This is a genomic window from Caulobacter sp. BK020 (assembly GCF_004342605.1).
Taxonomy (GTDB): Bacteria; Pseudomonadota; Alphaproteobacteria; order Caulobacterales; family Caulobacteraceae; genus Caulobacter.
Map to the genome: position 1 here is coordinate 41,404 of NZ_SLZL01000006.1, position 19,443 is coordinate 60,846.

18 protein-coding genes are annotated in these 19,443 nt (G+C 68.0%); 14 read left to right on the plus strand and 4 right to left on the minus strand.

Annotated features, from left to right (window positions below; translation table 11 throughout):
* Positions 1–55: 55 nt before the first annotated feature.
* Positions 56–1,168 carry an AraC family transcriptional regulator gene (locus tag EV278_RS09010; RefSeq protein ID WP_132089653.1) on the plus strand — a complete coding sequence of 371 codons (1,113 nt, stop codon included), beginning with the start codon at positions 56–58 and terminating at the stop codon, positions 1,166–1,168.
* A 71-nt stretch (positions 1,169–1,239) separates the two neighbouring features.
* Positions 1,240–2,001 carry a sterol desaturase family protein gene (locus EV278_RS09015; protein ID WP_132089655.1) on the plus strand — a complete coding sequence of 254 codons (762 nt, stop codon included), beginning with the start codon at positions 1,240–1,242 and terminating at the stop codon, positions 1,999–2,001.
* A gap of 39 nt (positions 2,002–2,040) precedes the next feature.
* Here the strand turns inward: EV278_RS09015 and EV278_RS09020 are convergent, their stop codons facing one another.
* Positions 2,041–2,688 (minus strand): hypothetical protein, encoded by a 648-nt coding sequence (locus EV278_RS09020; RefSeq protein ID WP_132089658.1) that lies wholly within the window; start codon positions 2,686–2,688, stop codon positions 2,041–2,043.
* A gap of 92 nt (positions 2,689–2,780) precedes the next feature.
* Positions 2,781–3,326 carry a DUF2059 domain-containing protein gene (locus tag EV278_RS09025; protein WP_165916576.1) on the minus strand — a complete coding sequence of 182 codons (546 nt, stop codon included), beginning with the start codon at positions 3,324–3,326 and terminating at the stop codon, positions 2,781–2,783.
* A gap of 235 nt (positions 3,327–3,561) precedes the next feature.
* On the opposite strand from EV278_RS09025, the gene rpsF reads away from it, so the two are divergent.
* The 6 genes from rpsF to alr all read left to right on the plus strand — a co-directional run bounded on the left by rpsF (position 3,562) and on the right by alr (position 10,460).
* On the plus strand, positions 3,562–3,942 hold the full coding sequence (gene rpsF / locus EV278_RS09030) for a 30S ribosomal protein S6 (RefSeq protein WP_035077030.1): 381 nt from the start codon (positions 3,562–3,564) through the stop codon (positions 3,940–3,942).
* A 15-nt stretch (positions 3,943–3,957) separates the two neighbouring features.
* Positions 3,958–4,233 carry a 30S ribosomal protein S18 gene (rpsR, locus tag EV278_RS09035; RefSeq protein ID WP_029914647.1) on the plus strand — a complete coding sequence of 92 codons (276 nt, stop codon included), beginning with the start codon at positions 3,958–3,960 and terminating at the stop codon, positions 4,231–4,233.
* A gap of 13 nt (positions 4,234–4,246) precedes the next feature.
* Positions 4,247–4,831 carry a 50S ribosomal protein L9 gene (gene rplI, locus EV278_RS09040; RefSeq protein WP_132089664.1) on the plus strand — a complete coding sequence of 195 codons (585 nt, stop codon included), beginning with the start codon at positions 4,247–4,249 and terminating at the stop codon, positions 4,829–4,831.
* 173 nt (positions 4,832–5,004) lie between these two features.
* Positions 5,005–7,443, plus strand: coding sequence for a TonB-dependent receptor (locus EV278_RS09045; RefSeq protein WP_132089667.1), 2,439 nt, complete (start codon positions 5,005–5,007; stop codon positions 7,441–7,443).
* A 163-nt stretch (positions 7,444–7,606) separates the two neighbouring features.
* Positions 7,607–9,136 carry a replicative DNA helicase gene (locus tag EV278_RS09050; protein ID WP_132089671.1) on the plus strand — a complete coding sequence of 510 codons (1,530 nt, stop codon included), beginning with the start codon at positions 7,607–7,609 and terminating at the stop codon, positions 9,134–9,136.
* 241 nt (positions 9,137–9,377) lie between these two features.
* Positions 9,378–10,460, plus strand: coding sequence for an alanine racemase (gene alr / locus EV278_RS09055; RefSeq protein ID WP_132089674.1), 1,083 nt, complete (start codon positions 9,378–9,380; stop codon positions 10,458–10,460).
* Position 10,461: 1 nt separating this feature from the next.
* On the opposite strand, the gene EV278_RS09060 is transcribed toward alr, so the two are convergent.
* Positions 10,462–11,634 (minus strand): Yip1 family protein, encoded by a 1,173-nt coding sequence (locus EV278_RS09060; protein ID WP_132089677.1) that lies wholly within the window; start codon positions 11,632–11,634, stop codon positions 10,462–10,464.
* A gap of 180 nt (positions 11,635–11,814) precedes the next feature.
* Between EV278_RS09060 and radA the strand changes: the two genes are divergently transcribed.
* From radA to EV278_RS09090, 6 genes are all read left to right on the plus strand, one after another.
* On the plus strand, positions 11,815–13,197 hold the full coding sequence (gene radA, locus EV278_RS09065; protein ID WP_132089680.1) for a DNA repair protein RadA: 1,383 nt from the start codon (positions 11,815–11,817) through the stop codon (positions 13,195–13,197).
* A complete protein-coding gene (locus EV278_RS09070; protein WP_132089683.1) occupies positions 13,194–13,817 on the plus strand; it encodes a CvpA family protein in 624 nt (207 codons plus the stop codon). The genes radA and EV278_RS09070 overlap by 4 nt, the downstream gene beginning before the upstream one ends.
* Positions 13,814–15,316, plus strand: coding sequence for an amidophosphoribosyltransferase (gene purF / locus EV278_RS09075; RefSeq protein WP_132089686.1), 1,503 nt, complete (start codon positions 13,814–13,816; stop codon positions 15,314–15,316). The genes EV278_RS09070 and purF overlap by 4 nt, the downstream gene beginning before the upstream one ends.
* Positions 15,317–15,389: 73 nt before the next feature.
* Positions 15,390–16,376, plus strand: a complete 987-nt coding sequence (locus EV278_RS09080) for a bile acid:sodium symporter family protein (RefSeq protein ID WP_132089689.1) — start codon at positions 15,390–15,392, stop codon at positions 16,374–16,376.
* Between the two features lie 42 nt (positions 16,377–16,418).
* The gene (locus tag EV278_RS09085; protein WP_132089692.1) at positions 16,419–17,171 is read left to right on the plus strand and encodes an SDR family NAD(P)-dependent oxidoreductase; all 753 of its coding nucleotides are present in this window, start codon (positions 16,419–16,421) and stop codon (positions 17,169–17,171) included.
* Positions 17,172–17,318: 147 nt separating this feature from the next.
* Positions 17,319–18,812 (plus strand): methyl-accepting chemotaxis protein, encoded by a 1,494-nt coding sequence (locus tag EV278_RS09090; RefSeq protein ID WP_132089695.1) that lies wholly within the window; start codon positions 17,319–17,321, stop codon positions 18,810–18,812.
* On the opposite strand, the gene EV278_RS09095 is transcribed toward EV278_RS09090, so the two are convergent.
* Complete coding sequence (locus tag EV278_RS09095; protein ID WP_243692134.1) at positions 18,809–19,426, minus strand: alpha-ketoglutarate-dependent dioxygenase AlkB; 618 nt, start codon at positions 19,424–19,426, stop codon at positions 18,809–18,811. The genes EV278_RS09090 and EV278_RS09095 overlap by 4 nt on opposite strands.
* Positions 19,427–19,443 lie beyond the last annotated feature (17 nt).

Genomic DNA, 19,443 nt, shown 5'->3' on the forward strand with positions numbered 1-19,443 from the left:
AATCGGCGCGGACCGACCGCAGCGGCGCCCGCGCGTCGCCTCTAGGATCACGGCCATGGTCGATGCGATCCTTCTTGAGACCCTGGCGCGCGGAACCGCGATCGGCGGCTTCGCCGTTACCGGGCTGACCCTGGTCCTGGACCGGCGCACGACGCCGGCTCGCTGGGTCGGCGGCCTGTTCTTCGCCTGCGCCATCGCCCATGTGATCGAGGGCTATCGGCCGAACGGCGCCATCGTGGCGCCGCCGCTCGTTTGCGCCCTGTCGGTGGCGACGACCGGTTTGTTCTGGGCCCTGGCCTATGCGCTGTTCGCCGACGAGCGGCGCTTTTCGCCCCACCGCCTGTGGCCCGCCGTGGGACTGGTGGCGTTGTGGGTCCTGGCCCACGCCATGCCGCCGGCGCTCTGCAAGCCGTTCTGGCTGGCCTTCAACCTCGCCTCGGTCGGGGTGGTGCTGCACGCCCTGCTGGTGATCTGGCGCGGCTGGCGCGGCGACCTCGTCGTCCAGCGCCGCCGGCTGCGCGGTCCCGTGATGATCGCCGCCGCCGGCTACATTCTGCTGCTCAGCGTCCGGGACATGGCCTGGATCGGCGGCCTTCCGGGACCGCCCGGCTCGGGCCTGCTCCAGGCCCTGGCCCTGGCCGTACTGGCCGCGGCCGCCTCGGCGGCCCTGCTGCGCGCCGAACCGCTGCTGGTCGTGCTTCCCGCCGCCAACGAGGCCGCGCCGCCCTCGCCGCCTGCCGTCCTGGATCTCGCTCCCGCCGACCGCCTGGTGCTGGCCCGGCTGGCCGCAGCCATGGACGAGGACGAGGTCTGGCGCGGCGAGGACCTGTCGATCAGCGCCCTGGCGGCCCTGGTCGGCGCGCCCGAGCGCCGTTTGCGCCGGTTGATCAACGGCGTGCTGGGCCATCGCAACTTCGCCGACTACGTCAACGGCCGGCGCATCGCGGCGGCCAAGATCGCCCTGGCCGCTCCGGACTTGGCGCTGAAGTCGATCTCGACCATCGCCTACGACCTGGGCTTCGCCTCGCTGGGTCCGTTCAACCGCGCCTTCCGGGCCGCCACCGGCGTTACCCCGACCGAATGGCGGACCGCCAACACCCCCGCCCCTATGCGGCTGAGGCTGGTCGAAACCGGCGATCCTTCGCCGAAAGCCGACAAGACCGCCTGATTTCGCGATCGGCGCGACGGGCGGCGGCGACCAAATTCTCCTCTGGATATCGCTTCACCCGAGGACAACCGATGTCGTTTCTTCTTCCCTTCGCCGACAACTGGCTGCGCGCCACCTTCACTGACATCAGCCGTTACGTGATCTTCGCCGTCGGCGTGTGGCTGGCGCTGTGGGTCGTGCTGGCGGTCCCCCTGGCCGGCCGCAAGATCCGCGAGGTCCGTCCGCCCCCGCGCCAGCTGCTGACCGAATTCGCCTGCTCGATCCGCTCGATCATGATCTTCTCGACCATCGGCCTGCTGAGCTTCGGCCTGTTCCACGCCGGCCTGATGCCCGGTCCCTATATCGCCCGCGACCTGGGTCCGGTCTGGTTCTGGACCAGCCTGATGCTGATGATCGTCGCCCACGACGCTTGGTTCTACTGGACGCACCGGCTGATCCACGACCGGCGGCTGTTTCGGACCTTTCATCGCCGCCATCACCGGTCCAACAGCCCCTCGCCGTTCACCGCCTACAGCTTCGACCTGGGCGAGGCGGCGATCAACGCGCTGTTCGTGCCTCTATGGATGTTGATCGTACCCACCCAGTGGCCCGTCGCGGGGCTGTTCATGCTGCACCAGGTCGTCCGCAACACGCTGGGACACAGCGGCTACGAGCTGTTTCCGGCCACCCGTGACGGCCGTCCGCTGCTGCCCTGGCTGACGACCGTGACCCATCACGACCTGCACCACGCTCAGGCGGGCTGGAATTACGGGCTCTATTTTACTTGGTGGGACCGGATGATGGGCACCGAGAACCCGCTCTATCTGGAGCGGTTCGCCCAGGCCGTGCGCTGACCCGGGCGAGCGGAGACGGTGGCCGACGCCACCTGATGCCTACCAGGTGGTGCGGACCAGCTTGACCATCAGCCGGCCGTCCTGGACCCGCTCGTCGGCGGCCCGCAGGCTGACGGTGAACTCGGCGGGGATGTCGAACGGCCGGGTCAGGCTGAAATCGACGCCCTCCTGACCCGTCGTGCCGCCGCCCACCGCGATCGAAGCGACCGGGCGTCCGTCCAGGGTCAGTTCGGACCGCACATTGGCGCGGGTCTCGGGCGTTCGACCGCGCAGATAGACCGGCTGGGTGGCGTTCATGTCCATCGACAGCCGCACATAGTTAGCCTTGGGCAGCAGGCCGAAGCCGAACGACCGGGCCATGGACGAGCGGATCGCCGCCTCGCGCGTGTTCCAGGAGGCGCCCACCCCGACCGTCCGATTGGCCGCGACGTGTTCACCGGGCTTCTGGTTCAGGTTGAGGTCGAAGTTGTAGGTCGGGTCGTTGAGGCCGCCGGCCACCTTGGCGGTGAAGGTCGCCTTCTCGGCGTCGGTCGACAGGTCCAAGGTCTGGGCGGCCGAATAGCCCTGGAAATGGCCGTCGGCGCCCCAGACCGCCAAGTCCGGCTTGCGCACGATGTCGCCCGCCGTCGCCGGCGCGGCGGCGGCGGTCAGCAAGGTCGCGATCAGGAAGGTCGTCCTGCACCCCATGATCGCCCGATAGCACAGGGCGGCGATGGGCTGAAGCCTCGCGCCGTCAATTTTGTATGACAGTTGTTCGTTCGCCTGTTTTCCGGGCGGGATCAGGGTTTCGACGGCTTGGCGCCCGGCGCGGCGGCTTTCCCGCAATCGATCTTGGCGCACAGCCTCTCCCGCATCTTGACCTGCATCTCGGCCATCATGCCTGGCATCTGCCCCATCATCCTCTGGGTGAGCTCGGGCGTCTTGGCGATCAGGGCCTGGCCCGTTGGCCCTTCGTAGAAGGCCACCAGGTCGCGCAGCTCCTGCTCGGTGAAGACCTCGGCCATGGCGTCGATCATCGGCCCCTTCATCTTGCCGGTCATCTCGCGCGTGGTCTCGACCACGGTCTCGCCGATCACCCGGCTCTGGTCCTCGGTCACCGACGGCGCCTGCTGGCGCATGGAGGTGATCATCATCGGGACCATCTGATCCATCATCTGGCCCAGCAACTTGTCGTAGTGGATCGCGTCGAAATAGCGCGCCGCCAAGGCCCGGGTCTCGGGCGTGGCCTTGGAGGCGGCCGCCGGCGGCGAGGCCTGCCGGGCTTGAGCCGCGCCGCCCGTCAGGCACAAGGCTGCGGCGACGACGAGGATGGCGAGACGTTTCATGATGGCGAGCCCCTGACAGTCAAGCCTCAACCTCGCCTGGAACCACCTGGAGACGCAAGCCCGCGCCGCGACTTGTGCTGAGGCGCCCTTTCCTGTATTAGCGCGCCCTCTCACGGATGGCGGTCTTGCACGCAGCCCTATGGGGCGGGATTTCCCGCTCGGCATGCAGGATCCATCGTGGTCGACGGACTTCCGCCGTCGCCTGCGCCGCCCTCCAAGCCGGAAGAAGGAAAACATGGCGTTCTACGAACACGTGGTCATCGCGCGGCAGGACATCTCGCCGCAACAGGCCGAAGCTCTGAACGAGCAACTCAAGGCTCTCCTGGAAGAAAATGGCGGTCACATCGCCAAGATCGAATACTGGGGCCTGCGCAACCTCACCTACCGCATCAAGAAGAACCGCAAGGGCCACTACTCCCTGCTCGCCATCGACGCTCCGGCCGCGGCCGTGAAGGAGATGGAACGTCAGCTGCTGATCAATGAAGACGTGCTGCGCTTCATGACCATCCGCGTCGAAGAGCTGGACCTGGAACTGTCGCCGGTTCTGGCCCGTCGCGACCGCGAACGTGGCGAGCGCACCGAGCGCCCGCGCGACGACTTCGCGCCGCAAGCGTAAGGGAGAAGAGAGATCATGACCGATACCACTGCTCCCGAAGCCGGCGCGCCCGCCGCTGGCGGCGGCGCCCGCCGCCCGTTCTTCCGTCGCCGCAAGGTCTGCCCGTTCTCGGGCGCCAACGCGCCGAAGATCGACTACAAGGACGTGAAGCTGCTGCAGCGCTACGTCTCCGAACGCGGCAAGATCGTGCCGTCGCGCATCACCGCGGTGTCGGCCAAGAAGCAACGCGAACTGGCCAAGGCCATCAAGCGCGCCCGCTTCCTGGCTCTGCTCCCCTACGTCGTGAAGTAAGGGAGACACCACGATGAAAGTCATTCTGCTCGAACGCGTCGAAGGCACCGGCGTCCTCGGCGACGTGGTCACGGTGAAGGACGGCTTCGCCCGTAACTTCCTGCTGCCGCGCTCCAAGGCCCTGCGCGCCAATTCGGCCAATCTGAAGACCTTTGAGCTTCAGCGCGCCGAGATCGAAGCCCGCAACGTCAAGAACCGCGAAAACGCGGGCAAGGTCGGCGACGGCCTCGACGGCAAGCAGTACGTGATGATCCGTCAGGCTGGCGAAAGCGGCCAGCTGTACGGTTCGGTCGCGGGCCGCGACGTCGCCGACGCCATCAAGGCCGAAGGCGGCAAGGTCGATCGCTCGATGATCGTCCTCGACAAGCCGATCAAGACGCTGGGCGTCCACGAAGTGAAGGTGAAGCTGCACGCGGAAGTGACCGTCACGGTCACGCTCAACATCGCGCGCAGCCAGGACGAAGCGGACCGCCAAGCGCGGGGCGAGAACGTCATCGCCGCTCAGTTCGAAGAAGACCGCGCCGCTGACGCCGAAGCCGCCCAAGACATGGCCGAAGGCGGCGCCGGCTCGTTCGAAGGCGACCACTACGAAGCCTAAGCGCTTCAATAGCCTGAACTATCGGAAACGGCGCGGAGCGATCCGCGCCGTTTTTCTTTGGCCGTTCCCAGAAAATTACTCGTTTACGACCAGTGCGAATGCGCGCTTTCCTGCAGGGGTGACTCGCGTGGAAAGCGAAAATGCTGCACGCAAAACGTAGGGGAATAGACCACATGCCCAATCGCCACCTTCTGCTGGCCGCCGTCTCGGCCGGAGCGCTCCTGCACCTTCCGGCCTTCGCGGCCGCCCAGGCTCAGGAGCCCGCCGCCGCGCCCACCGAGGTCGAGGAACTGGTCGTCACCGGCACCCGCACGCCGGGCCGCACGCGGCTGGACACCATCGCCCCGGTCGATGTGATCGGCGGCCAGGCCCTGGCCCGCCAAGGCAGCGGAGCGGAACTGGCCCAGGCCCTGTCGAACCTGACCCCGGCCATCGACTTCCCGCGGCCGGCCATCACCGACGGCACCGACCACGTGCGCCCGGCCACCCTGCGGGGCCTGGCTCCCGACCAGACCCTGGTCCTGATCAACGGCATGCGCGGCCACGTCGGCGCGCTGGTCAACATCAACGGCTCGATCGGCCGCGGCTCGACCGCGTTCGACCTCAACTCGATCCCCACGGTCGCCGTCGAACGGGTGGAAGTGCTGCGCGACGGCGCCTCTGCCCAGTACGGCGCCGACGCCATCGCCGGGGTCATCAACCTGCGCCTGCGCGAAGCCCGCACCGGCGGCGGCGCGACCTACAACTACGGGATCTACGACACCGACGTCGACACCGCCCGCGGCAGCCGCAAGGCCCACGACGGCCTGACCCAGTCGCTCTCCCTGTGGCAGGGACTGCCTCTCGGCAAGGACGGCTTCCTGACGGTCATGGGCGAATATGTGAACCGCCACCCCACCAACCGATCGGACTACGTCAACCTGGCCTCGGCCCCCGCCTACGCCCGCCCGGTCGTGCTGGGGCGCTACGGCGATCCCAAGCTGGAGAGCAGCGCGGTCTACCTGAACGCCGGCCTGCCGGTGAACGAGACCTGGTCCTTGTACGGCTACGGCGGCTACCAGCATCGCGACACCGAGGCCGCGGCGACGGCGCGGACCTACAACAACGCCAACAATGTTCCGGCAGTCTATCCGGGCGGCTTCCTGCCGATCATCGCCACCGAGATCGATGACTACAACATCGCCGGCGGGATCAAGGGCGAGCTGGGCGGTTTCGCCACCGACCTGGGCGTCAGCTACGGCAAGAACAAGCTGGAATACACGATCAAGAACACCATCAACTCGACCTATGGCGCGGCCTCGCCCCGCACCTTCAAGGCCGGCGGGTTGGACTACGACCAGTTCCTGGTCAATCTGAACATGAGCAAGGGCTTCGACCTGGGCCTGGTCGAGCCAACCAACCTGGGTTTCGGCCTGGAATATCGCGAGGAAGGCTTCTCGGTCCACCAGGGCGAGCCGGCCTCCTACAGCAAGGGGCCGCTGGCCGGCGCGCCCGTCTCGCAAGGCTTCGGTGGCTTCCGCCCCTCCAACGAGGTCGACAAAACCCGCCACAACGTCAGCGCCTATGTCGACCTGGAAGGCAAGCTGACACAGCGCCTGTCGTTCGACGCCGCCGCCCGCTACGAGGACTATTCGGACTTCGGCTCGAAGGTCACCGGCAAGCTGGCCGCCCGTTTCGACGTCGACGACGCCCTGGCCGTGCGCGCGGCGATCTCCAGCGGCGTCAAGGCCCCTGCCCTGCAGCAACAGTACTTCAGCTACACCGCCACCAACAACGTCGCGACGCCGACCGGGTCGATCCTGGTGGAATCGGGCACCTTCACGGTTGACAGCCCGATCGCCGTGGCCCTGGGCGCCAAGCCCCTTAAGGCCGAGGAGTCGATGAACTATTCGGCCGGCATCGTCTTCCACACCGGTCCGTTCGAACTGACCATCGACGCCTACCAGATCGACATCGACGATCGCATCGTGCTGTCGGAGAACCTGCCCAATCCGTCCACACCGGCGGCGACGGCGGCGGTGATCACCAACCTGTTGTCCAGCTACGGCGTCAGCGCCGCGCGCTTCTTCCTCAACGGCGTCGAGACCCGCACCCGCGGCGTCGACATCGTCGGCCGTTACAAGCTGGAGACGGAGACGGCCGGTCGCTACGACTTCACCCTGGCCGCCAACTTCAACGGCACCGAGGTGCAGAAGACCCCGAGCCTGCCGACCATCACCAATGTCAGCCAGCCGCCGTTCCTATTCGACCGCGGCAACGTCCTGACCTACGAGGAAGGCACGCCCAACCAGAAGTTCGTCTTCAACACCGACTGGAGCCTGGGCGACTTCGGCGTCACGGCCAAGGCCACCTATTACGACAGCGTCCTGGTGCCCAACAACAACCCGACGCTGGACTACGAGACCGGCCATCGCACGATCGTCGACCTGGAAGGCCGCTACAAGCTTGGCCCGGCGGGCTTGGCCCTGGGCGTCAACAACCTGTTCGACCAGTATCCGCGCGAAACCCCGGCCCTGATCAACAGCCCCAGCGGCTCGATCGGCTTCCCCAGCTACTCGCCGTTCGGCTTCAATGGCCGGTTCCTCTACGCCCGCGTCAGCTACAACTGGTAGAGCGCCCAGGATTGAATTGAAGCGGCGCGGGAGCGATTCCCGCGCCATTTTCATGCGTCCGGATCTGACGGAGCGCGCCCTCAGAACATACACAGAATATCCCCGTTCATCTTCGCCGACGCCCCGCTGCGTCCGCGCGAAAAACCCCGCTTGGCGTTAACCTGTGGCGATGTCTCTCGTCCCTGCTCTAGACCTCCGCCCACCTCAGCCGATGGGCGACATCGTCGTCGCCGTCGCCCCCCACAACCTGGAAGCCGAACAGGCGCTGCTGGGCGTGCTGCTGTACGACAACGCCGCCTACGAACGCCTGACCGACAGCCTGCAGGGCCGCCACTTCTACGAGCCCTTCCACCAGCGGCTGTTCGGCTCGATCGAGACCCATATCCGCAAGGGCCAGCTGGCCGAGCCGATCCTGCTGGCCGACGAGTTCAAGCATGACCCAGCGTTCGAGGAGCTGGGCGGCCTGCGCTACCTAGCCGATCTGGTCGACCGCGCCCCGCCCGCCGCTAATGTCGGCGACTACGCCCGCGCGGTGTTCGACCTGGCCCTGCGCCGCGACCTGATCCGCATCGGCGGCGAGATCGCCACCACGGCTCACGGCGGCGGCAAGGACGACGTCAAGCTGCCGGCCCGCGACCAGATCGAGGCGGCCGAACAGCAGCTCTACACCCTGGCCGAAAGCGGCACGGCGAGCTCCGGCTTCGTCAGCTTCGGCGAAGCCCTGCGCGGCGCCGTGGAGATGACCGCCGAGGCCTACAGCCGCGACGGCGGCATGTCGGGCATCTCGACCGACCTGATCGATCTCGACACCAAGATCGGCGGCCTGCACCCGTCCGACCTGATCGTGCTGGCCGGCCGCCCGTCGATGGGCAAGACCGCCCTGGCCACCAACATCGCGTTCAACATCGCCAAGAAGTACGCCTGGGAGCCCCAGCCGGACGGCACCAAGAAGACCGTCAGCGGCGGCGTCGTAGCCTTCTATTCACTGGAAATGAGCGCCGAGCAGTTGGCCCTGCGTATGCTGGCCGACGCCTCGGGCGTCTCGGGCGACAAGCTCCGCAAGGGCGAGATCGACGCGTCCGAATTCGGGCGGGTGCGCGACGCGGCCATCGAGCTGCAGGAAGCCCCGCTCTATATCGACGCCACTGGCGGCATTTCGATCGCCAAGCTGACGGCCCGGGCGCGGCGCCTGAAGCGCCAGGTGGGCCTGGACCTGATCGTCGTCGACTACCTGCAGCTTGTCACCGGCTCGGACCTGTCGTCCAACGCCAGCCGCGTGCAGGAGGTCTCGCAAATCACCATGGGCCTGAAGGCCCTGGCCAAGGAGCTGGCTTGCCCGGTCATCGCCCTGTCGCAGCTGTCGCGCCAGGTCGAACAGCGTGAAGACAAGCGGCCGCAGCTGTCCGACCTTCGCGAATCCGGCTCGATCGAGCAGGACGCCGACATGGTGTGGTTCGTGTATCGCGAAAGCTACTATGTCGGCCGCGCCGAGCCGCGCGAGGGCACGCCCGAACACCTGCAATGGCAGGAGGACATGGACCGCCTGCAGGGCCTGGCCGAGGTGATCATCGCCAAGCAGCGTCACGGTCCGATCGGCACCGTGCGCCTGTCGTTCAACAGCGACACCACCCGCTTCGGCAACCTGGCCCGCGACCACTACTTCCACCAGATGCGCAGCGGCTCGGACGAATAGTCCGAGCGCCGTTTGAAGGGGCGGACGATAGCCGGCCGCCTCAACATCCATTTCGATTCAAGGCCGCCGATGGACTTCAGCCCCCGCCCGCGTCGACGATGGTCGGCGCGTTCCTGCTGATGTGGCGTCCAGATCGTCGCCAGCGGCGTCGAGGCGCTGGTGAACCAGTCCCTGGGCCGACACTGAATCTCCTCCGTATCCGCACTGGCGTTGGCCGCCCGGCTCGGCTACGCCCTGCCCCGTGACCGAAACCAGCCGCCTCACCCTCGACCTCGACGCCCTGGCGTCCAACCACGCCGTGCTCAAGGCCGCCGCGGGCGGGGCCGAGATCGCACCCGCCGTGAAGGCCGACGGCTATGGCCTGGGCGCGGCCCTGGTGGCCGGACGGTTGTGGGACGAGGGCGCGCGGAGCTTCTATGTCGCCCGCCTGTCGGAGGGCGTGGCCTTGCGCCGGTCGCTCGGCGATCGGACGGCGACGATCTATCTGCTGGACGGCGTCACGCCGGGCTCGGCGCCGACCATCGAGGCCGCCGGCCTGACGCCGGTGCTCAACAGCCTGCCGCAGATCGAGGCCTGGAACAGTCATGCGCGCGGACGGGTGCTAGACGCCGCCCTACACATCGACACCGGCATGAACCGCCTGGGCCTGCGTCCCGAGGAAGCCGTCGTGCTGACCGGGGCCATGGACCGGCTGAAGTTCCTGAACATCACGCTGGTGATCAGCCACCTGGCCTGCGCCGGCGAGCCGGACCATCCGCTGAACGCCCGTCAGCGAGAGCGCTTCGTCGAAGCCGCGGCCTTTTTCCCGAACGCCCGCCGCAGCCTAGCCAATTCGGGCGGGATCTTTCTGAGCGACGACTTCTGCTTCGACCAGTGCCGTCCCGGGATCAGCCTCTATGGCGGCGGCCCGCGCGACGTTCCCGACGACCGGATCAAGGCCGTGGCCACCCTGGAAGCGCCGATCCTGCAGGCCCGGGTCGTGCCGCGCGGCGAAAGCATCGGCTACGGCGCGGCCTTCACCGCCCAGGACACCACGCGCGTGGCCATCCTGGCCGCCGGCTATGCCGACGGGGTGCCGCGCGCCGCCCATCCGCGCGGCGCGGTGTGGTTCGACGGCAAGCGGCGGCCGATGCTGGGCCGGGTGTCGATGGACCTGATCGCCGTCGACATCACCGACTGCGACGCCGCCCGCCCGGGCGCGATGATGCAGATCATCGGCCCCGACCTGCCTGTCGACGAGGCCGCCGCCGCCGCCGGGACGACGGCCTACGAACTGCTGACTCGCATCGCGCCTCGGGCGCGACGCGTGATCAAGGGCAGCTGACCTACCGCGCCAGCCCTTCCAGCCGGCCCACGTCCACCGACGCCACGGCCCGCTTCAGGACGTCGATGCTGTCGGCGTTGCCGTTGGCCTCGACGCTGAAGCGGTCGCCGACCAGGACGCTGTAGGTCCCGTACTTGCTGTCGCGGTCCCATTCCTCGGTCGTCAGCCGCCCGTCGACCTTGCCCGTCTTCTTGTAGCCGGACGCGGTCTCCTCGGAGGTCTGGGCGTTGAAGGCGCTGGCCATGGCGGCCATGCCGGCCGCGGGCCCCAGGTCCGTGACGGCCAGGCGGAAGGTCGAGCCGTCCTTGCCGTAGTCGCCCGTGGCGCCGACCATCGCCATGCCCTCGGCGCCGGCCGAATGGGTCTCGACGGAGGTCCGCTCGAAGCCCGCCACCGAGCCCGGCAGCAGTCCCTTCAGCGCGTCGGGCGCCACCGGCGGAAGGTCCTTGCTGGCGTTGACCTTGGCCGCGGCCGCCTCCAGCTTGCCGAGATCGACCTTGGCGCCGTTGACCTCCATCGTGCCCGACATGGTTCCGGTATTGGCGGCGTGGCCGGCCATGCCGGCGCCGAACATCGCCGCGCCGGCGACGGCGCCGGTGATCACGCCAATAACGACCGAGAGCACGATCGCGCAGAGTATGGTGACGGCCGTATAGCCCAGCGCCTTTTCCTGCGGCGCCTTCATCAGCTTGGGCAGGCCGAGATAGAGCAGGTAGAAGCCGTAGAGGCTGGCGAGGGCGGCGATCATCGCCAGCGGCGGAAAGATCCCCAGGATCCCGAACACCCAGGCGGCGGTGTAGCTGTAGGCCGCGACCTTGAAGGCCTGGACCCGATCCTTCTGGCCATCAAAGCTGGGGGCCAGGGCATCAATGATCAGCGCCACCAGGAACACCGACAGCAGGCTCAGGCCATAGGCGACCACAGCGCTGACGATGGACGAGACCAGCGGCGGCCTCATGTGGAAGCCGAAGCCTCCGAAGCCGAACACCTGTCCGCCGATCAGGCCGGCGACCGGCGGGATCGCGGCCAGAATGCAGACATAGCCGACATACAGTCCCTTGATCGTCGCCGGCTCGGCGTCGATCCGCTCCCATTCGGCGGAGGGCGACAGCAGCAGGCGCTTCACCCGGCCGACAAGGTCGGACGATGACGCCCGGGGTTCGATGACAGTCATACGATCGCTCCTCCGCGAATCCTGAACGTCCCCCGACGCGATTCCTGTATAACCACCACCATGGGGCGTTGAGAACATCGTTCCGTGACAATGGCGAACCGCGTCCCGCGGATGCGTCCGTCTTTGGCGCAGGAGACCGCCAGACTGTAGTCTCCCGTCATCTTCGAATCAGGAGCACCCATGGCCCGCGACGGCGCCGTCTACGCCTGCCAATCCTGCGGCGCGGTCTCGACCAAGTGGTCGGGTCAGTGCCCGGCTTGTCAGAGCTGGAACAGCCTGGTCGAGGAGGTCGGGACCCGCGCGCCCGGGGCCCTGTCGAGCACCAAGGCCACCCGCGTGCGCGGCCTGCAGTTCACGGGCCTGGAAAGCGACACCCCCGCCCCGCCCCGCATCATCACCGGCGTCGACGAGTTCGACCGGGTGTGCGGCGGTGGCGTGGTGCCGGGCTCGGCCATCCTGATCGGCGGCGACCCGGGCGTGGGCAAGTCCACCCTGCTGCTGGAGGTGATGGCCAAGGCGTCGCTGAGCGGCGTCAGCTGCGCCTACATCTCCGGCGAAGAGGCCGTGGCCCAGATCCGCGGCCGGGCCGACCGCATGGGCTTCGCCCAGGCCCCGGTGAAGCTGGCCGCCGAGAGCAGCCTGCGCGACATCCTCGACGGCCTCAAGCGCGAGAAGTTCGACCTGGTGGTCATCGACTCGATCCAGACCCTGTGGAGCGACGCCCACGAGGCTGGGCCGGGCACGGTCACCCAGGTCCGGGCCTGCGCCAGCGAGCTGGTGCGTCTGGCCAAGAAGCAGGGCGTGGCGATCCTGATGGTCGGCCACGTCACCAAGGACGGCCAGATCGCCGGCCCGCGCGTGGTCGAGCATTTGGTCGATGCGGTGCTCAGCTTCGAGGGCGAGCGGGGCTATCCGTTCCGGGTCCTGCGCGGGGCCAAGAACCGGTTCGGAGCCACCGACGAGATCGGCGTGTTCGAGATGGGCGATGCGGGCCTCCGCGAGGTGAAGAACCCCTCGGCCCTGTTCCTCAACGAGGGCGGCGAGCGGGCGGCCGGCGCGGCGGTGTTCGCGGGCATCGAGGGCTCGAGACCCGTCCTGGTTGAATTCCAGGCCCTGGTCGCGCCGTCCGCGTACGGAACGCCTCGGCGCGCCGTGGTCGGATGGGATTCCGGACGCCTGGCCATGGTCTTGGCTGTGCTTGAATCGCGTTGCGGCCTTGGTTTTGGCAACAAGGACGTCTATCTGAACGTCGCTGGCGGCCTGCGGATCACCGAGCCGGCGGCGGACTTGGCGGCGGCGGCGGCCCTGGCCTCCTCGGCTCTCGACATCGCCCTGCCGCAGGACTGCGTCGTGTTCGGCGAAGTCAGCCTGTCCGGTGAAGTGCGGCCTGTGAGCCGTATGGAGACACGTTTGAAAGAGGCCGCGAAACTCGGCTTTGGTCGAGCTCTGGGACCGCTGTCGGGCCTGCCCGAAGGCGGCGGAGCCCTGCCCATGGCGGGCGTCGCGCGCCTAACCGACGCGGTGCGCCGCATCGGCGACGAGATCTGGGGCCAGCTGACGTGACTCCGTTCGACATCATCTTCGGCCTGATCCTGCTGGTCTCGGCCCTGGTCGGTTTCGCCCGGGGCGCTTCGCGCGAGCTGACCTCGGCCCTGTCGTTTATCGTCGCCGCCCTGCTCTCGCTGCTGGCGCTGCGGGTCACCGGCCCGCTGTTTCGCGGCCTGATGGACCCGGATTGGGCGGCCACGGCGGCCGCCATCCTGGTCACGTTCGTGATCATCTTCGTGCTGCTGCGCCTGATCGGCGCCCAGATCACAAAGACCCTTCACGCCGACGGCGCGCTCGGCACGCTGGATCGGCTGATGGGCCTGGCGTTCGGCCTGCTGCGTGGGCTGGTGGTGCTTGGGGTGTTCAGCCTGGTGTTCCATATGGCCACCCCGCCTGACCGCGTCCCCAGCTGGATGTCCAAGTCGGCGCTGTATCCTCTGTCGAACGCCGCCGGCCGCGTGCTGAAAGTGTTCGCCCCCAAGGGCGCCGGCCTGGCCGGCAAGCTGGCCCCCGCCATCGAGGACGCCGTCCACGACGGGACCAGCGACAAACCGTCCGACCGCAAGGCCGGCGAAGCAGGGTATGATAAGGACCAGCGTCGTTCCGTCGACGATCTGGTGGAGAAATCTCGATGACGTCCTTCGGCCAGTCGACCGACCGCTTCTCGTCCGCGCCCTGGCGCGATCCGCAGGACGACACCTTGCGGCTCGAATGTGGTGTCTTCGGCGTCTACGGCGTTCGCGACGCCGCCGCGGTGACGGCGCTAGGCCTGCATGCCCTGCAGCATCGCGGCCAGGAGGCCTGCGGCATCGCCGCCTTCGACGGCCAGCGCTTCCACACCGAACGTCATATGGGCCATGTGGGCGACGCCTTCACCGGCAATGACCTGGTCCAGCGCCTGCCCGGGGGCATGGCCATCGGTCACACCCGTTATTCCACGGCCGGCGGCAGCGGCATCCGAAACGTCCAGCCGATGTTCGCCGACCTCGAAACCGGCGGCGTGGCCATCGCCCACAACGGCAACCTGACCAACTTCCTGACCCTGCGCGAGCGCCTCGTGCAGGAAGGCGCGATCTTCCAGTCCACCAGCGACAGCGAAGTGATCCTTCACCTGATCGCCCGCTCGCGGAAAGCCCGGATCGTCGACCGCTTCATCGACGCCGTCGGCCAGATCGAGGGCGGCTACGCGATCGTGGCCATCACCAACAAGAAGATGATCGGCCTGCGCGATCCGCTGGGCATCCGCCCGCTGGTGCTGGGCGACCTGGACGGCAAACCCGTCCTGGCCTCGGAAACCTGCGCGTTGGACATGATCGGCGCCCGCTTCGTGCGCGACGTCGAGCACGGCGAGATGGTGGTGATCTCCGAGACCGGCGTGAAGTCGCTTCGGCCCTTCCAGAACGTCGCGGCCCGCCCCTGCGTGTTCGAATACGTCTATTTCGCTCGCCCCGACAGCGTCGTGAACGGCCGCTCGGTCTATGACGTGCGCAAGCGCATGGGCCAGCGCCTGGCCCAGGAGACCGGCGTGGAGGCCGACGTCGTGGTGCCGGTGCCCGACAGCGGCGTGCCAGCCGCCATCGGCTACGCCCAGGCCAGCGGCCTGCCCTTCGACCTGGGCATCATCCGTAACCACTATGTGGGCCGCACCTTCATCCAGCCGACCCAGGGCGTGCGCGAACTGGGCGTGCGCATGAAGCACAGCCCCAACCGCGCCGTGCTGGAAGGCAAGCGCGTGGTCCTGATCGACGACTCGATCGTGCGCGGCACCACCTCGCTGAAGATCGTCCGCATGGTCCGCGAGGCCGGCGCCCGGGAAGTCCACCTCCGCTCGGCCAGCCCGCCGATCAAGTGGCCCGATTTCTACGGCATCGACATGCCCGAGCGCGAGCAGCTGCTGGCCGCCACCAAGTCGCTGGAAGAGATGGCCAAGTTCCTGGAAGTGGACTCGCTCGGCTTCCTGTCGGTCGATGGCCTCTATCAGGCGCTGGAAGCCGGTCCTCGCGACCCGGCGCGTCCGCAGTTCACCGACCACTACTTCACCGGCGACTATCCCACCCGCCTGACCGATCGCGAGATCGCCGAGGGCCGCAACGACCAGGCCGAGAAGCAGCTTTCGCTGCTGGTCAGCGCCTAGTCTTCCGTTTCGCTTCACTCTCAACCCTCGTCACTCCCCGACAGGTCGGGGGATGACGTATTGAAAGACGCTTGTGGCCAATCCCGTTTCCCTCCTTCTGGCCAAGCTGAAGATCGACGGCTACATCCTGGCCCTGTTCGGCATGGTCGTGCTGGCCTCGGTGCTGCCGGTGCATGGCGAGGCCGCGGCCGTCGTCGGCTGGGTGGTCAAGATCGCCATCGCCCTGCTGTTCTTCCTGCACGGCGCCAAGCTGTCGCGCGAAGCCGTGGTCGCGGGCCTGACCCATTGGCGCCTGCACCTGACGATCCTGGCCTTCACCTTCGTGCTGTTTCCGGCCCTGGGCCTGGCGATCAGCCGGTCCGGCCTGCTGTCGCCCACCCTTTCAGCCGGCGTGCTGTTCCTGTGCTGCCTGCCCTCGACCGTGCAGTCGTCGATCGCCTTCACCTCGATCGGCCGAGGGAATATCGCCGCCGCCGTCTGCGCGGCCTCGGCCTCGAACCTGCTGGGCATCTTCCTGACGCCGGTGCTGGTCGGGCTGCTGATGCACGCCCATGGCGAGACCGGCGGGGCCTGGGCGTCGATCAAGCCGATCATCATCCAGCTGCTGTTGCCGTTCGTGGTCGGCCAGCTTGTCCGTCCCTGGGTCGGACCGTGGATAGACCGGCACAAGGCTCTGGTCGGCCGGGTCGATCGCGGCTCCATCCTGCTGGTGGTCTATGCGGCCTTCAGCGCCGCGGTGATCGACGGCATCTGGCGCAAGGTGTCGATTTCCGAGTTGCTGCTGCTGCTCGTCGTCTGCATGGCCCTGCTGGCGGTCATCATGGCCGCGACCATGCTCGGCTCGCGGGCGCTGGGTTTCTCCAAGCCCGACGAGGTGGCCATCGTGTTCTGCGGCTCGAAGAAGAGCCTGGCCAGCGGCGTGCCGATGGCCGGCATCCTGTTCCCCGGCCCGACGGCGGGCATTCTGGTGTTGCCGCTGATGCTGTTCCACCAGATCCAGCTGATGGCCTGTTCGGTGTTGGCGCAACGCTATGGCGCACGCCCGGCGGACGAGGCCTGATCGGCGGTTTCAATCGCTCTGCTTAACCCCTAGAACCCGCCCATGACTTCCGACTCCGAAAAGCCGCTGGCCGGCCGCATCGCCCTCGTCACCGGCGCCACCCGCGGGATCGGCGAGGCCATCGCTCTGGGCCTGGCCCAGGCCGGCGCCCATGTCGTGGCGGTGGGGCGCACCCAAGGCGCGCTCGAAGCGCTGGACGACACGATCTTCGCCGCCACCGCGGAACACGCCACCCTGGTTCCCCTCGACCTGCGCGAGGCCGACGGCCTGGACCAGCTGGGCGCGGCCCTCTACGAGCGCTACGGCAAGCTGGACATCCTGGTCGGCGCCGCCGGCGTGTTGGGCGCCCTGACGCCGGTGGGCCACCTGGATCCCAAGGGCTGGGACATGATCATGGCCACGAACCTGACGGCCAACTGGCGGCTGATCCGCGCCATGGACCCGCTGCTGCGCCGCGCCGAGGCCGGCCGGGCCATCTTCCTGACCAGCAGCCTGGCCAGGACCCACCGCGCCTTCTGGGGCGGCTATGCGGCGTCGAAGGCTGGGCTGGAGGCCGTCGTCGGCTGCTATGACGACGAGATGGAAAACACCACGGTGCGCGCCGTCTGCGTCGATCCCGGCGCCATGCGCACCCGCATGCGGGCGGGCGCCTTTCCCGGCGAGGATCCCCAGACCGTGCCCGCGCCCGAGACCATCGTGCCGTTGATCATCGACCTGTCGCGTCCCGATCGCGAGCCGCCCAAGGGCGTCGTACGGTTCAAGGAGCGCGGCCAGGAATCGGCCAGCATTGGCTGATGCAGGCGGACGGATGTCCGTTGCGCCAAACTGACGCAGTCGCGGCGGGCGAGCGCCGGTAGGCCATTAACCCCTCGTCAACGCCGCCGACGCACGTTTGACGCGCGGTGGAGCGCGGAGCGCCAGCCCGCGCGGGGGACTTCATCGATGGCGCTTTTTTCGTCCAGACACACCGATCCGAAGGCCGCTCAACGTCTGGCGGATCTCGAGGCGACCGTCGCGGCCATCGGCCGTTCCCAGGCGATGATCGAGTTCCAGCTGGACGGCACGATCATCACCGCCAACAAGAATTTCCTCGATACGGTCGGCTATTCGCTGAGCGAGATCGTCGGGCGCCGCCACGAGATGTTCGTGAGTCCCGCATATGGACAAAGCGCCGAGTACAAGGCCTTCTGGGCCAATCTGGGTCGCGGCGAGTTCATCTCCGACAAGTTCCAGCGCGTGGGCAAGGGCGGCAAGGACGTCTGGATCCAGGGCAACTACAACCCCATCTTCGACGTCGCCGGCAAGCCCTGCAAGGTCATCAAGTTCGCGGTCGACATCACCAAGGTCGAGCAAGAACGGCTGGAGAACGAACAGCGGCGCAAGGCGGAGGCCGAACAAAGCGCCGTCGTCTGCTCGCTGGCCGCCTATCTCAAACGCCTGGCCGCCGGAGATCTCACCGCCCGGATCACCGAGACCTTCGAGGGCCGCTTCCTGCCGATCAAGGAAGACTTCAACGCCGCCGTCGACAGCCTGCGCTCGGCGATGACCCAGATCATCGACTCCACCGAAGGGCTGCGGGTCAGCGCCGACGAGATCGCTTCGACCTCGGACGACCTGTCGCGCCGCACCGAGCAGCAGGCGGCCTCGCTCGAAGAGACCGCCGCCGCCCTGGACGAGATCACCGCCACGGTGCGTCGCAGCGCCGCCGGCGCTAAGGAGGCCTTCGCCGCAGCTTCCGGCGCCCGACAGCAGGCCGCGCGGTCCGGCGAGGTCGTCCGTGACGCGGTGGCCGCCATGGGCGAGATCGAGCAGAGTTCGGGCCAGATCACCCAGATCATCGGCGTCATCGACGAAATCGCCTTCCAGACCAACCTGCTGGCTTTGAACGCCGGCGTGGAGGCCGCACGGGCGGGCGACGCGGGGCGCGGCTTCGCGGTCGTCGCCCAGGAAGTCCGGGCCCTGGCCCAGCGGTCGGCCGACGCCGCCAAGGAAATCAAGACCCTGATCGCTAACAGCACCTCTCAAGTGGCGCGCGGGGTGCAGCTGGTCGGCGACACCGGCCAGGCCTTGAGCGGCATCGTCGGCAAGGTGGCCGAGATCGACACACTGATCTCGGAGATCGCCCAGTCCTCGCAGGAGCAGGCCACGGGCCTCAACCAGGTCAACGCCGCCGTCAACCAGATGGACCAGGTCACCCAGCAGAACGCCGCCATGGTCGAGCAAGCTACCGCGGCGGCCGCCAACATGCGTTCCGAATCCGCCGGCTTGGCCGGGCTGGTGGCGCGCTTCGAGACGGGCGACAGCGCCCGCTGCCCGTCCTTCGCGGCGTCCGCCCGCCCCCGCGCGGCCGAGACGCGCCCTTCGTCGGCCAGGCCTGTCCCTCAGATGCGTTCGGGAGCGAGCGCCGCCATCGCCACGGAATGGGAAGAGTTCTAGGCAAGCGTCCGAAACGTCACCGAATAACGCAACGCCTCGACTGGCGGGATGCTGTGCTCCCAGACCGACCGGGCTTCGCCAGCCAACCCATAGGCCGAGCGCGGCTCCAGGGTTAGGGATCGCCGCTCCCAGTCGTCCTCGCGGGGCCGGCGGAAACGCAGGACGCACGGCGACAGCAGCGAAAAGCCGATCACTTGGCCAAACGCCGGCCGATCGCGATGCCAGCCGATCGGCGCGCCGGGCGGATATTCGTTGACCAGGGCGTGAACCAGGGCCTCCGGCCTCAGGCCGGCAAGCGCCGCCGCCTTGTGACGCAGGCCCTGCAGGAAGTCGGGGATCGGCGGGCCATCCTTGAGGCCCTTGGCGGATTCGTCATAGCGCCGGCCGAAATACGCCACCCGCCGGCGCGCGGCGTAGCCCCGCATCTCGAAGGCCCGCAGATCGAGATCGGCCAGAACCTTCGCCAGCGCCGCCTCTTCGTCCGGGTCGATCGCTCCGGACCGGTAGGCAAAGCCAGCCGGCCCCGGCTTCGGGTCTTCGAACAGGCTGGCTTGACGAGGGTCCATGCCGGGGAAAATGGTCCCGATCACCGCGGCGTTCCAGGGCGGCGCCATGCCGCCCCTGTGATAGC

Coding starts and splice junctions, on each gene's coding strand:
- rpsF (WP_035077030.1), top strand. CDS start 3,562: ATGGCGTTCTACGAACACGTGGTCATCGCGCGGCAGGACATCTCGCCG.
- EV278_RS09025 (WP_165916576.1), bottom strand. CDS start 3,326: ATGAAACGTCTCGCCATCCTCGTCGTCGCCGCAGCCTTGTGCCTGACG.
- EV278_RS09015 (WP_132089655.1), top strand. CDS start 1,240: ATGTCGTTTCTTCTTCCCTTCGCCGACAACTGGCTGCGCGCCACCTTC.
- rpsR (WP_029914647.1), top strand. CDS start 3,958: ATGACCGATACCACTGCTCCCGAAGCCGGCGCGCCCGCCGCTGGCGGC.
- EV278_RS09090 (WP_132089695.1), top strand. CDS start 17,319: ATGGCGCTTTTTTCGTCCAGACACACCGATCCGAAGGCCGCTCAACGT.
- purF (WP_132089686.1), top strand. CDS start 13,814: ATGACGTCCTTCGGCCAGTCGACCGACCGCTTCTCGTCCGCGCCCTGG.
- EV278_RS09095 (WP_243692134.1), bottom strand. CDS start 19,426: ATGGCGCCGCCCTGGAACGCCGCGGTGATCGGGACCATTTTCCCCGGC.
- EV278_RS09045 (WP_132089667.1), top strand. CDS start 5,005: ATGCCCAATCGCCACCTTCTGCTGGCCGCCGTCTCGGCCGGAGCGCTC.
- EV278_RS09020 (WP_132089658.1), bottom strand. CDS start 2,688: ATGGGGTGCAGGACGACCTTCCTGATCGCGACCTTGCTGACCGCCGCC.
- EV278_RS09060 (WP_132089677.1), bottom strand. CDS start 11,634: ATGACTGTCATCGAACCCCGGGCGTCATCGTCCGACCTTGTCGGCCGG.
- radA (WP_132089680.1), top strand. CDS start 11,815: ATGGCCCGCGACGGCGCCGTCTACGCCTGCCAATCCTGCGGCGCGGTC.
- EV278_RS09085 (WP_132089692.1), top strand. CDS start 16,419: ATGACTTCCGACTCCGAAAAGCCGCTGGCCGGCCGCATCGCCCTCGTC.
- EV278_RS09010 (WP_132089653.1), top strand. CDS start 56: ATGGTCGATGCGATCCTTCTTGAGACCCTGGCGCGCGGAACCGCGATC.
- rplI (WP_132089664.1), top strand. CDS start 4,247: ATGAAAGTCATTCTGCTCGAACGCGTCGAAGGCACCGGCGTCCTCGGC.